Source organism: Azospirillum ramasamyi (assembly GCF_003233655.1).
In the GTDB taxonomy this organism is placed as follows: domain Bacteria; phylum Pseudomonadota; class Alphaproteobacteria; order Azospirillales; family Azospirillaceae; genus Azospirillum; species Azospirillum ramasamyi.
The window spans coordinates 1,947,864-1,960,536 of sequence record NZ_CP029829.1; the positions used below are offsets into that span (position 1 = coordinate 1,947,864).

Below are 12,673 nucleotides of genomic sequence, written 5' to 3' on the forward strand. Positions count from 1 at the left end.
GGGCCGTATCATGACCGCAACGAGTGAGCCGCCGAAGCCGACCGTCGTCGTCTTCGACGTCGGGCAGGTGCTGATCGAATGGGATCCGCGGCATCTCTACCGCGAACTGTTCGACGGCTATGAAGACCTGATGGAGGATTTCCTCGACCGGGTCTGCACCCCCGCCTGGAACCTGGAGCAGGACCGCGGCCGCCCTTGGAGCGAGGCGATCGCCCAGCTGAGCGCGGAGCATCCCGACTGCGCCGAGTTGATCCGCGCCTATGACGACATGTGGGAACGCATGGTGCCGGACGCGATTCCCGGCACGCCGGAGATCCTGGCCGAACTGAAGGCCCGCGGCGTCCCGGTCTACGCCATCACCAATTTCTCGGCCGACAAGTTCGAACTGACGCGCAAGCGCTTCGACTTCCTGAACGGCTTCGACGGCATCGTCGTTTCGGGTCAGGAACGGCTGGTGAAGCCGGATCAGGCGATCTACCGGCTGTTGATGGACCGTTACGGCCTCGAACCGAATCAGTGCTACTTCATCGACGACAACCCCAACAATGTCGAGGCGGCCAAGTCGGTGGGCATGTCGGCCCACCTGTTCCTGGGTGCCGAGGCGCTGCGGCGCGATCTGGCGGCGTTGGGATTGCTTTAACTGTTTGGTTGCAATCCGCTTCAGGGGGCAATCGAAGCCCCCTACTCCGCCGCCGCCTCGCGGTCGGTGGCGGAATTGAACGCGTAGGTCTTCCAGGTCGGCTCATAGCTGTCGTCGGCCTGGTTGCCCCACACCGACCAGTTGGGCCGGGCGCCACGGGCGAACATCTCCAGGAAGGGGCCGGGGCTGCAGGCTTCGATCAGTTCATACTGTTCGTCGGGCTTGCGGCTGTGCTCGCGCTTGCGGCTTTCGATCAGGTTCACCTGGGTCCGGCCGGGGGGCAGCGTGCGGGCCTTCTTGCCACGGACGCCGAACAGGATCAGTTCGGTGACGTTGCGGAAATAGAATCCCACCCCGCGCCCGTCCGACCCGCCGTCCTTGCGCACCTTGTGCCAGACGAGGTTGGTCTTGTACTCGAACCCCCAGCTGCGCATGACCTGCAAGCCTTCCGGCAGCAGCGCGTTGGGAACCCAGAGATAGAGATGCGCGGTGGGGGCGGCGATGTCGGCGACCGGCAGGGCGCAGATATCCTCCACCGTCATGGTGCCGTAGCGCGAGAGGCGGCGATGCTCCGGCGCCATCTTGCCGGTGCGGTTGACGAAGCGCCAGGGCGGGTCCGCCATCACGGTGGCGAAGCGCCGGTCACCGGCGAAGGCCACCAGATCCCGCGCCGGATCCGATGCCGCCGCCGCCGTGTTGCTGTCGCCCATCACTGCCTCGAAATCCTGAACAAACCCGGTACTGGGAGGGGTGCAAACTCGCACGCGGCGGCAACCCCCGTCAATCCAGTCTAGCCGCTCCGCCGACGCTGTCACAAGCGGCAGCGGGGGCGGCGGCAAGGGCGGCAGCGGATGGCGGCGATCACTCCTCCTCGCCCGCCTCGGCCACGGCGCGCAGGGTGGCGCGTTCGGCCACGCTGACGGTCAACCCCTGCGTCTCCACGCCCGAGGCGCGCAGCTTGGCGAGCGCCCGCGACAGGGTTTCCGGCTGCATGCCCAGGTGCCGCGCGATCAGCGCCTTGTCGAAGGGAAGCTGGAACGTCGCCGGCCCATTGCCGGGCGGGCAGACGCGCATCAGGAAGGCGGCGACTCGCTGCGGCGTCGGCTGGACCTGAAGCTGCTCGATCTGTGTCACCAACTGGCGCAGGCGCTGCGACAGCGAGCCCAGCATGCCGAAGGCGATGCGATCGTCCTCGCGCAGGCAGCGGGCGAATCCCTCGGCGGTCAGGGTCAGGACGCGGGCGTCGGTCACCGCCTCCGCACAGACAGGGAACTTGCCGTCGGCGAACATGGCGGCCTCGGCGAAGCTTTCGGCCGGGCCGATGACATGGACCACCGCCTCCGTTCCATCGCGGGTCAGGCGGTACAGCTTCACCCAGCCGTCGAGCAGCACGAAGAAGCGGTCGGCGGGCTCGTCCTGCAGGAACAGGGTGGCGCCGCGAGACACCGAACGCATGATGGCGACGCCGCCCAGCAGGGACACGGCACGGTCGGTCAGCTTGGCGAAGAGCGGGATGGCGCACAATGCGGCGGCATCCTCCGCCGACAGGTTGCTGTGGTGGGTGGTCATGACAGCTTCGCCTCCCCGGCCGTTGGCCCCTATGACGTTGGCGCCATTGGTGACGATGGGGGCGGTGCCGTCCGGTCGCGCAACAGCATCCAGGCGTTGACCGCCATCCCGGTCAGGTCGGAGATCATTCCCGGAATCGACCCCACCAGAAAATTGTGCACGAACCAGCAAGGCAACGCCACCAGCATGGTGCCGCGGAACACCGCGACCCGGGTCTGGTAGCGGGCAAGGCTGATCAACGCCATGCCGGCCGCCGCGAAGACGGAGGGCAGGCCGGTCCAGGTCGCGGCCATCACCGCGGCGATCACCGGCAGGATAAGCAGATAGACGAGCCGGGATGCCGGCCAGGTGCCGAGCGCCAGCGCCGCCAGAACCTGCAGCGCCGCAAGCCCGTTCAGCGCCGCAGCGGTCGGGGCGCCCACCAGGGCGAAATGCAGGGCGAAGCCCAGGCAGGGAACCAGCTGCACCAGAAGCATGGCCCGGCGGCTGCGGAAAAAGGGCCAGAGCATGCCGCCGAGCATGCCGCACAAGCCGACCAGCTGCGCAACGGACCACCAGATGTCCGCCTCTCCTCCCCCGCCGAAGAGCGCTGGGAACCGGACGGTCAGCATCTCGATCATGCCGGAAAGCCCCCCAGCGATGAAACGGGCGGCGGGACAAGGAGCGGGACAAGGGGCGGGAAACGGCGCCGGCCGCCCCGAAGGACGGCGCAAAGTATGGCGCGGAGAGCAAAGTACCGATTGAGAAGAGCGGAAGACACACGCAACGCACCGCCGGGCCGAACAAAGCCACGGCCGGATCACTCACGAGCCAGGACCGCACAAAACCGAGACATAAAAGACAAGAACGCACGGCGCGCCCCCGAAGGGAGGCACCGTGCGAAAAGAGTCCGGATTTTCACCGGGAAGACCGGAACGATGACCGCTCCAACCTTCGAAACGCGTGTCAGATGAGCGGAGCCGACCGAGCCGGCGCGCGTCCGAAAACGGGCGCCGTCCGGTCGAGGTCCGGGATACCCCGAACCTTACAGGTACTCGACCTTGCCCGCTTCCGGACCCTTCTGGCCCTGGCGAACGGTGACGCGCACCTGATCGCCTTCCTGGAGGGTCTGCATGCCCGAGCGGCGCAGCACGTTGACATGGACGAAGACGTCCTTGCCACCGGTGCTCGGCGTGATGAAGCCAAAGCCCTTATCGGCATTGAACCACTTCACGGTGCCGTCGACTTCTTCGCCGCCGCTGCCGCCGGCATCGTAGCCGCCGCGGTCGAAACCGCCACGGTCGAAGCCGCCGGTCCGCGGACGGGCCGAACGCTGAGCGGTCGACGTATCGACCGTGTGGATGGAGGCCACCTGCGGACCCTTCGGCCCACGGGCCAGGTCACAGGTGATGGTGGTGCCTTCGTCCAGCGCGTCGTAACCGGCGGCCTGAACCGCGGAGACGTGCAGGAAGGCGTCGGGCGAACCGTCCTCAGGCGACACGAAGCCGAACCCCTTGGTGGGGTTGAACCACTTCACGGTGGCGGTGACGTTGGACTTGGTGATCTCGGGAGCGCGGAAGCCCTGGCGGGGCGGGCGGTCGAACATGTGTCTTCAAGCTCATAGAGTGTGCCGAAGGTCTGTTGTCACAGGGATCCGGTCCCAGGTCAAGCCTTCCAAAGGCAAGATGGCCGAATCGCCGTTAAATGCCCCACCCCAGGCTTACGCTTGCCGCCGCGCCGGCGCTCAGGAACAGGGGGAGCGGCACCGAAGTGCCGCCCTCCGATCGTTCCCCGGCCCCTTCGCCTCGCCGTTTCCGCAGCGACTCGGGCACGCTCTGCACGCCGCCCGTGCGGAGAAGGATCAGGCCTCCGACTGCTTCAATGTCGGATAGTCGGTGTAGCCGTGACGGTCGCCGCCATAGAAGGTCTTCTGGTCCGGCTCGGCCAGGGGAGCATCGATGCGCAGCCGCTCCACCAGGTCGGGATTGGCGATGAAGGGCCGGCCGAAGGCGATCATGTCGGCATAGCCGCTGGACGTCGCCTGGATCGCCATGGCGCGGTCATAGACGTTGTTCGCCATGTAGCGCCCCTTGTAGAGCCCGCGCAGCTCGGCGAGGTCGCCGCCGAATCCCGGATGCGGCCCGCGCGTCACCCCTTCGATCATGTGGAGATAGGCGAGGCCATAATCATTCAGCCGGCGGATCACCGGGCTGAAGGTGCCGACCGGGTCGCTTTCCTGCGCGTCGTTGGCCGGACTCAGCGGCGACAGGCGGATGCCGACGCGGTCGGCCCCGGCCTCCGCCACCACGGCGTCCAGCACCTCGAACAGGAAACGGGCGCGGTTCTCGACGGAGCCGCCATAGGCGTCGGTGCGCTTGTTGGTGCCGTCGCGCAGGAACTGGTCGATCAGGTAGCCGTTGGCGGCATGCACCTCGACCATGTCGAATCCGGCCGCCAGCGCGTTGCGGGTCGCCTTGCGGTAATCCTCGACGATGCCCGGCAGTTCGGAGATGTCCAGCGCGCGCGGAGTCGGGATGTCCTTGAAGCCGTCGACGGTGAAGGCCTTCATCTCCGGCTTCACCGCCGAGGGCGCCACCGGCAGGGCGCCGCCCGGCTGCAGGTCGGGATGGGAGATGCGCCCGACATGCCACAGCTGCAGGCAGATATGCCCGCCCTTGGCGTGGACGGCGTCGGTGACCAGCCTCCAGCCCGCCACCTGTTCGGCGCTGTGGATGCCTGGGGTGTAGGCATAGCCCTTGCCCTGCGGCGAGATCTGCGTCGCCTCGGCGATGATCAGGCCGGCGCTGGCGCGCTGGGCATAATATTCGGCGTTCATCGCGGTCGGCACGCCGGTGGCGTTGTCGGTGCGGCTGCGGGTCAGCGGTGCCATGGCGATGCGGTTGGGCAGGCTGTAGCGCCCGATCGTCACCGGTTGGAACAGGGGGGCCGCGTCCTGGCTGTCCGTCATGTCCGATCCATTCAGAGGGTGAAACTGGACAGAAGAGTGTGGCCCGGCCTCCGCCACCGACAAGGTGCCGATTGGCCGCGGCGGGCGGGCGGACAGCATGGCTGCCATACCGCCCGCCGCCGGGCCGCGGGACCTTTCGCCCCGTCCGGCGGTTATTCCCGACAGCCCCGACAACCAGCCGGACCACAAGCAGATGGGATCGCCGATGCAACAGCGCTGGCCCGACCGACTCTGGATCGTCCGCCATGGCGAGAGCGCCGGAAACGTCGCGCGCGATGCGGCCCACGCGGCCGGCCTCGTCCGAATCGACATCGACGAACGCGACGTCGACGTTCCGCTCAGCCAGTTGGGGGAGCGGCAGTCCGACGCGCTCGGCCGCTGGTTCGCCGCCATGGCGGCGATGGAGCGACCCGACGTGGTCCTGACCTCGCCCTACCGCCGGGCGCTGCGCACGGCGGAGCGGCTGCACCAGGCCGGCGGCCTGCCGGTCGATCCGACCGATTTCGTCATCGACGAGCGGCTGCGCGAGAAGGAGTTCGGCGTCCTCGACCGGCTGACCACCGCCGGCATCCGGCAGGAGTTCCCGGAACAGGCCGAATTCCGCCGCCTTCTGGGCAAGTTCTACCACCGTCCGCCGGGGGGCGAGAGCTGGTGCGACGTGATCCTGCGGCTGCGCAGCGCGCTCGACACCATCAGCCTGCATCACAGCGGGCGGCGGGTGCTGATCGTCGGCCATCAGGTGGTGGTGCTGTGCCTGCGCTACCTGCTGGAGAACATGACGGAGGACGACATCCTGGCCATCGACGCGGCCGGCGACGTCGCCAACTGCTCCGTCACCGAATACCGCTTCGACCCCAAGGCGGGGCCGCGCGGCGGGCTGTGCCTGCACCGCTACAACTTCGTCGCCCCGCTGGAGGAGGCCGGCGCCCCGGTCACCGCCGAGCCGGACGCCGCCGTCGCGGTCCGCTAGGGAGCCATGCCCGTGAATTCCGCCGTGAATTCCGCCGAGGAAATCCCCGTCACCGCGGAGCTGCTGCGCAGCATGCCCCTGCCCCAGCCGGACGACGACGGCGACAAGGAAACCCGTGGCCGGGTGCTGGTGGTCGCCGGCAGCGTGCCGGTGCCGGGCGGCGCCCTGCTGGCCGGGATCGGCGCCTTGCGGGCGGGCGCCGGCAAGCTGCAGATCGCCACCGCCGCCAGCATCGCCCCGCATCTGGGGCTTGCCCTGCCCGAAGCGCTCGTCGCCGGCTTGCCGGAAACGGCGGAAGGCGGCATCGCCGCCGAGTCGGCCGAGGCGCTGGCCCAGCGGGCATCGCGCTGCGACACCGTGCTGATCGGTCCCGGCATGATGGACGAGGCGGCGGTGGCGGAGTTGACCGCCGACCTCCTGATGCGGCTGGAACCCGTTGACGGCCCGGCCGGCGGCGGACCGCGCTTCGTGCTGGATGCGGGGGCGCTGGCCGGGCTGGGCCGCGATCCGGGGCCGGTGCGGCGGCACGCCGGCCATGTGGTGATCACCCCCCATGCCGGCGAGATGGCCGCACTGCTGGGCTGCTCCCGCGAACAGGTGGAGGCCGACCCGCTCGCCGCCGCCCGGCAGGTGGCGGTCCAGCTGAAGGCGGTGGTGGTGCTGAAAGGGAGCTGCACCCGCATCGTCATGCCCGAGGGCCGCGCATGGGCCTATCGCGGCGGCACGGTGGGGCTCGCCACCTCCGGTTCCGGCGACACCCTGGCCGGGATCGTCGCCGGCCTGCTGGCCCGCGGCGCCAGCCCGGAACAGGCCGCGATCTGGGGCGTCTACCTGCATGGCGAGGCCGGCAACCGGCTGAGCCGCCGGATCGGCCCTCTCGGCTTCCTCGCCCGCGAATTGCTGGCGGAAATCCCCGCGGCGATGGCGGCCCTGGCGGAAAACGGCTGACCGCCGGCGGACCGCGACGCCGTCCGAGACAGAGGCCTGCGATCAAAAAAGCCCCCCTCCCGCCAGGGGAGAGGGGCTTCGCGACTCATGACGCTCAAGCCCTGTCACATCGACGGCGCGGGCGCCGCGGCCGGGGCCGGCGGCAGGGCCGGGGCGGCGGGGGTGTTGCCGAATGTCCGGGGCTGCGCCGGCATCACATTCGCCGACAAGGCGGCGTCGCGGTCGCGGCAGCGGTCGACCACCTTCTGGCCGCAGTTCATGAAGCCGAGATCCTTGTTCAGGCAGATCCTGACCTCCGACACGTCACGGCGGGAGCAGATGACCGCCACCCCCTCCGCGGTCAGGCCGGGATTGGCCTCCATGAACAGGCGCTCCACCTGGGCGGCCGGCACGGTCGGGCCGGGCGTCTTCAGCGGATCGGGAATCGCCACCTTGCCGGCGGCGGCGCGCAGCTTGGCGAAATAGTCGGTGGCGGTCAGGCCGGAGCAGGTCCCGTGCTTGCGCCACTGGTGCATCATCAGCCCGACGCTGGGCATCAGCGGCATGGTCTGGTCGATCACCGCCTTGGGCACGTTGCGGTCGCGGGTACAGGTTGCGGGATAGCTGCCGTCGGTGTATTGCGGCCACAGGCCATGGACGACGAAGCCGTATTTCCGCTCCCCGCACTGGTCGGGATCGGGGCCGTTCCGGTCGCGGGCGCAATAGGTCGGCGACCAGGACAGCGCCAGAATGTAGTAATCGAAGACGCCCGGCTCCGCCTTTCTCTGCGCCCAGACGGGGCTTGCGGCGAACAGTCCGGCAACCAGGACGGCTAGGGCGGCGGCGACGGCACTACGCATGACGAGTCTTCCCAAGGCTGTGCTTCCCAACGTTGCATACCATGGAAGGAGCTTGCTGTCGCGGGGTCTCGACACCAGTATCACTCGGCCGGACAGCCGGCCCCTCCCCGCCTTCGGCACCGGTGCTTCGCCACCGTCGCCTGCGCCCAACCATCGGTATAGTCATCGGCATGTTCACCCTGTCCGCCCCGATGCTTCTGCGTGCCTATGCCGCCGGTATCTTCCCGATGGCCGAAAGCGCGGAGTCGCGGGAACTCCACTGGTTCGACCCGGAACACCGCGGCATCCTGCCGCTGGATGCCTTCCATGTGCCGCGCAGCCTGCGCAAGACCCTGCGCCGCGCCCCGTTCGAGCTGCGATTCGACAGCGCCTTCCGCGCGGTGATCGAGGGCTGCGCCGAATCGACGGAGGATCGGCCGAAGACCTGGATCAACGACGACATCGTCCGCCTCTACAGCGAGTTGTTCGACGCCGGATTCGCCCACAGCGTGGAATGCTGGCGCGACGGCCGGCTGGTCGGCGGGCTTTACGGGGTGTCGATCGGCGGCGCCTATTTCGGCGAGAGCATGTTCAGCCGCGAGACCGGGGCCAGCAAGGTGGCGCTCGTCCATCTGGTCGCCCGCCTGCGCGCCGCCGGATTCGCCCTGCTCGACACCCAGTTCGTGACCGAGCACCTGTGCCGATTCGGCGCCGTCGAAATTCCCCGCGCCGAATACCGCCGCCGCCTTGCCGCCGCGATGGAGCGCAAGACCGACTTCCGCGGCGTCGACCAGCAGGCGGCGCTGGCGGATCTGCTGGAGGCGGCGGCCTCTCCGCAATCCTGACCGCACGCCCCGCCTCCGGGGGTTATACCCGATGCGTCGCCCCGCGGTCCCCGCTACCACGCCCGACCGGTTGTGCATTGCGGTGGCGACGGACATCCTCCGCTCATCCGCCGCCGTGACCGAAAGGCGCCGATGCGCTTTTGGAACATACTGCGCCCAAGCCGGATCCCGCCTGCCCTGACGATCGTCCTGGGCGGGCTCCTGATCGGCATGCCGTTGCTGGTGCTGAACGGCTTCCCGCTGACCTTCGACGATACGCCGGGCTACCTGGAGCCGGCCTTCAACATCCTGAACCGGATGGCCCAGCCGGCCTGGACGCCCCCGCCGGACCCGTCGCCCCACGGCCAGCCGTCGACCAACATCTTCTTCCTGCGGCCCTTCGGCTACATGCTGTTCCTGCTTCCCTTCGCCGGCGGCTGGTGGGTGTGGCTGATCCCGGTCGGCCAGGGGATCCTCGCGGCGGCGGTCCTGCGGGCGGCCCTGACCGCAGCCGGGGCGCCGGACCGGCCGGGGCTTTTCCTCGGCATCGCCGCGGTGTTGGGGCTTACGACCAGCCTGTCGCTGCACGCCGCGACGATCATGCCGGATTTCCTCTCCGGGCTGGCGATCCTGCTGGTCTATGCCGTCGTCATGCGCTGGCCGGCACTGACCATCGCGCAGCGGCTGCTGACCATTGCGGCGCTCACCGGCATGATCGTCTCCCATCTCAGCCATCTGGCCATACTGGGCGGGATGACCGCTCTGCTCGGACTTTGGGCGCTGCGGCATGACCGCGGGATGCTGCGGTCGCTGGCCTGGGGGGTGCTGCTGCCGATGGTGCTGGCGGCCGGGCTGCTGAGCGCCTCCAACCTGCTGATCGCAGGCCGGGCGGTGCTCTCGGAAAGCTCCCCCGTCTTCCTGCTGGCCCGCCTGATCGGCGACGGACCGGCCCGCGACTATCTGGCCGAGGCCTGCCGCAGCCGCGATTACCTGCTGTGCGGCACCCTGGACACGCTGGGCCGCAGCGCGCCGGGCTACGTCACCTCCGACTATTTCCTCTGGCACCCCGATGGCGCCCGCCGCCGCTTCGGCGACCAGCCGCGCTTCGTGGCCGAGGCGGCGGAGATCACCCGCGCCACCATCGCCAGCCGGCCGGCCGCGGTCGCCGAACATGGGCTGGCCAACGCCGCCGACCAGTTCCTGGAGGTCCAGCCGGACGAAGCCCTGAACAATCCGGTCAAGCCGCTGACCCGCCGGCTGTTCAGCCGCTTTCCCGGACCGGTCTATGCGGCCTTTGAAGGGTCGCTGCAGACGCAGCGGCGCTTCCCCCGCGACGAACTGGCCCTGCTCCAGAACCTTTCGCTGGCGCTCGGCGTGCTTGGGATCGCCATCCTGGGGCTTGGGCGCTGGCGGCGGATCGACGGCCGGGTGCGGATGCTGCTCCTGGTGATCGGGCTTGGACTGGCGCTGAACGCCGCCGTCTCCGGCGGATTGTCGGCGGTCCACGACCGCTATCAGAACCGCGTCATCTGGCTGGTGCCCTTCGCGGCTCTGGTGCTGCTGGCGACGGCGCGCCGCCGGGACGCACAGCCCGCGCCGGACGGGGGCGCAGGGCCCGATCAGCCGGCCGGGTGGAACACCCCGCCGCGCATCGGCACCGGCACGCCGGTGGTCGCCGGCAGGCTGAGCGGCAGCCCGAGCCGGCTGCGCACCGCGAGATAGCCGAAGGCCTGGGCCTCCAGCGCATCGCCGTCCCAACCGACCAGATCGGCCGACTCGACGGGCACCCTCAGCCGGTCGGCCAGCATCGCCATCAGCGTGGCGTTGTGGCGGCCGCCGCCGCAGACCAGCCAGCGCACCGGCGGGGCCGGCAGGTGGGCCACCACGCGGGCGACCGATTCGGCGGTGAAGGCGGTCAGGGTCGCGGCCCCGTCGGCGGCGGACAGGGCGGCCACCGGCGCCGGGTCGAAGGCGTCGCGGTCCAGCGACTTGGGTGCCGGGCGGTCGAACCAGGGATTGGCCATCAGGGCGGCCAGCGCCGCCCCATCCACCTGGCCGGTCGCCGCCAGCGCTCCGCCGGCATCGAAACGGCCGAGGCCGTGGCGCAGAACCCAATCGTCGATGAGGGCGTTGCCCGGCCCGGTGTCGCAGGCGACGACCTCCGCCTCACCTTCCGAGGTCTCGGGGCCGATCCAGCTGACATTGGCGACGCCGCCGATGTTGAGGATGGCGAGCGGGCGCGCCAGGCCATGCGCCAGCGCGCGGTGGAACAGCGGGACCAGCGGCGCCCCCTGCCCGCCCGCGGCCACGTCGGCGCCGCGGAGGTCATTGACCACGCCGATGCCGGTCGCCGCCGCCAGCCGGGCGCCATCGCCGATCTGCCGGGTGAGGCGCCGGTCGGGATCGTGATGGATGGTGTGGCCGTGGAAACCGATCAGTTCGACGTCGGCCCGCGCGACTCCCGCCTGGCCCAGCAGGCGGCGCACCGCGTCGGCATGGGCGTCGGTCAGCTCGCGCTCCACCTCCGCCACCGGCTCCCCGCCGTCCGTCCTGCCGAGACAGGCGCGCAGCCGCACGCGGAAACGGTCGTCATAGGGGATGGTCAGGAAGGAGAGCGCCTCCACCCTGCCGCGCCCATCGGTGCGCAACAGGGCTGCGTCGATGCCGTCCATCGAGGTGCCGCTCATCAGGCCGACGACGGTGCGCAGCCCCTCCCCGACATCCCCGTCCCGGTTTTCCATCATCCGCTCCACGCCCGCCTTGGTAACGGGGCCCAATCTAGACTAAAGCGAAATTTCATTCGCTTTAGATTCTTATGGCCACGTTCGCCGGTAGGGCTTCGGCCGCGTGAGCGACCGGGGCCGCCGTCGCGGTCCAAAGCGGATTGCAATCCGCTTTAGCTGAGCCAAAGCTGCAGCATCAGCCGGTCGCGGTTGGCCGGCGGCACGGCGCGGTGGTAGCAGGAGGTGTCCTCCAGGAAACCGGTGCCGGCCGGCCCCTCCACCAACAGGATGCGGTCGCGGGCGAAGCGGGTGAACAGCTCCTCGTCGCGGGCATTGGCCGAACCCAGCAGCATGCGCAGCGACTTGCCGTGGTGGCTGCCGCGGACCAGCTCATGCTCCCCCGCGCCGGGACTGACGTCGGTCAGGTAGAACTGGGCCGAGCAGAAATGGAAGTCGTGGACATCGTAATGCCAGTCGATGGTCTGGCCCAACTGCCGGCGCTCGTCGTCGCCGGCGTCGGTGACGAAGCTCCAGAACAGACGCGGGATGATCTTGGTCGGGCGGAACCCCAGGAAGGCCCCGGCGCATTCCATCAGCAGCGGGTCGCGGCAGACCCGGCGCACCGCCGGGCAGTCCAGCGGGTCGGGGACGATGCCCATCACCGCGGGTGATCCGTCGGCAAGCCGGCCCTCGTGCACTTCGTGCCGGTAGAACATCCGCTCGTCGCGCAGACGGCGCTGCAGGAGGGAATGGGTGGCGAACTCCACCATTTCCGCCACCATCTCCCCCGGCAGATCGAAGCCCATGGCGATCGAGTCGCGCCGCAGGTCCGCCAGTGCCCGCTCTGCGGTCAGGCCGGCGAACAGGCTGACCGGAAGCGTCGGCAAGGCGACGGGCGGCCCGGCCGGGGCACGCTGGCGCGACCGCGGGGACAGGCGGCGCAAGGCGCTGTAGCCGCGCCGAATCGATTCGAAGCGGCCGAGCGCATAGTGAAGCTCTCCGGCAACGAGGCGCCGGGCAATATTCGCAACGTTCATTTATGGTGCATCCCTGGGGCAGCCGAAGGACCAAAACCGCGGTGGGTTGCGCGGCCACTGGTGCGGGAATGCACGGAGTGTATGCAGTTTTGGCGCGATTCCAGAAACGCCCTTGTGGCGTAAGCCCACGCGCCGGAGGAATAGCCGGGGGAGGCGGGGTGACCATCCCGTACGGTTCATGCCGGGAGAAAACGGCA

13 protein-coding genes are annotated in these 12,673 nt (G+C 69.5%); 5 read left to right on the plus strand and 8 right to left on the minus strand.

Annotated elements, in window-relative coordinates:
- Positions 1-10 precede the first annotated feature (10 nt).
- On the plus strand, positions 11-640 hold the full coding sequence (locus DM194_RS09115) for an HAD family hydrolase (protein ID WP_111067023.1): 630 nt from the start codon (positions 11-13) through the stop codon (positions 638-640).
- 41 nt (positions 641-681) lie between these two features.
- Here DM194_RS09115 and DM194_RS09120 read toward each other — a convergent pair whose 3' ends face one another.
- The 5 genes from DM194_RS09120 to DM194_RS09140 form a co-directional block, all read right to left on the minus strand.
- Positions 682-1,350, minus strand: coding sequence for an MT-A70 family methyltransferase (locus DM194_RS09120; RefSeq protein ID WP_111067024.1), 669 nt, complete (start codon positions 1,348-1,350; stop codon positions 682-684).
- A 151-nt stretch (positions 1,351-1,501) separates the two neighbouring features.
- Positions 1,502-2,209 carry a Crp/Fnr family transcriptional regulator gene (locus tag DM194_RS09125; RefSeq protein WP_246024165.1) on the minus strand — a complete coding sequence of 236 codons (708 nt, stop codon included), beginning with the start codon at positions 2,207-2,209 and terminating at the stop codon, positions 1,502-1,504.
- Positions 2,210-2,238: 29 nt separating this feature from the next.
- Positions 2,239-2,829 (minus strand): YgjV family protein, encoded by a 591-nt coding sequence (locus DM194_RS09130; protein WP_111067025.1) that lies wholly within the window; start codon positions 2,827-2,829, stop codon positions 2,239-2,241.
- 404 nt (positions 2,830-3,233) lie between these two features.
- A complete protein-coding gene (locus DM194_RS28940) occupies positions 3,234-3,794 on the minus strand; it encodes a cold-shock protein (RefSeq protein ID WP_111067026.1) in 561 nt (186 codons plus the stop codon).
- Positions 3,795-4,049: 255 nt separating this feature from the next.
- Positions 4,050-5,156 carry an alkene reductase gene (locus DM194_RS09140; RefSeq protein ID WP_111067027.1) on the minus strand — a complete coding sequence of 369 codons (1,107 nt, stop codon included), beginning with the start codon at positions 5,154-5,156 and terminating at the stop codon, positions 4,050-4,052.
- Positions 5,157-5,253: 97 nt separating this feature from the next.
- Between DM194_RS09140 and DM194_RS09145 the strand changes: the two genes are divergently transcribed.
- Both DM194_RS09145 and DM194_RS09150 read left to right on the plus strand, forming a co-directional pair.
- Positions 5,254-6,126, plus strand: coding sequence for a histidine phosphatase family protein (locus DM194_RS09145; RefSeq protein ID WP_246024166.1), 873 nt, complete (start codon positions 5,254-5,256; stop codon positions 6,124-6,126).
- Between the two features lie 12 nt (positions 6,127-6,138).
- A complete protein-coding gene (locus DM194_RS09150; protein ID WP_246024167.1) occupies positions 6,139-7,074 on the plus strand; it encodes an NAD(P)H-hydrate dehydratase in 936 nt (311 codons plus the stop codon).
- 104 nt (positions 7,075-7,178) lie between these two features.
- On the opposite strand, the gene DM194_RS09155 is transcribed toward DM194_RS09150, so the two are convergent.
- Positions 7,179-7,913 carry a ribonuclease T2 family protein gene (locus DM194_RS09155; RefSeq protein ID WP_111067029.1) on the minus strand — a complete coding sequence of 245 codons (735 nt, stop codon included), beginning with the start codon at positions 7,911-7,913 and terminating at the stop codon, positions 7,179-7,181.
- Positions 7,914-8,083: 170 nt separating this feature from the next.
- Between DM194_RS09155 and aat the strand changes: the two genes are divergently transcribed.
- Both aat and DM194_RS09165 read left to right on the plus strand, forming a co-directional pair.
- The gene (gene aat, locus DM194_RS09160) at positions 8,084-8,737 is read left to right on the plus strand and encodes a leucyl/phenylalanyl-tRNA--protein transferase (protein WP_111067030.1); all 654 of its coding nucleotides are present in this window, start codon (positions 8,084-8,086) and stop codon (positions 8,735-8,737) included.
- A gap of 132 nt (positions 8,738-8,869) precedes the next feature.
- Positions 8,870-10,438, plus strand: coding sequence for a hypothetical protein (locus DM194_RS09165; RefSeq protein WP_111067031.1), 1,569 nt, complete (start codon positions 8,870-8,872; stop codon positions 10,436-10,438).
- Here the strand turns inward: DM194_RS09165 and DM194_RS09170 are convergent.
- Positions 10,336-11,457, minus strand: a complete 1,122-nt coding sequence (locus tag DM194_RS09170; protein ID WP_111067032.1) for an anhydro-N-acetylmuramic acid kinase — start codon at positions 11,455-11,457, stop codon at positions 10,336-10,338. The two genes, DM194_RS09165 and DM194_RS09170, sit on opposite strands and share 103 nt — an antisense overlap.
- Before the next feature lie 155 nt (positions 11,458-11,612).
- Positions 11,613-12,476: a phytanoyl-CoA dioxygenase family protein gene (locus DM194_RS09175; protein ID WP_111067033.1), complete on the minus strand. Its 864-nt coding sequence runs from the start codon at positions 12,474-12,476 to the stop codon at positions 11,613-11,615.
- Positions 12,477-12,673 lie beyond the last annotated feature (197 nt).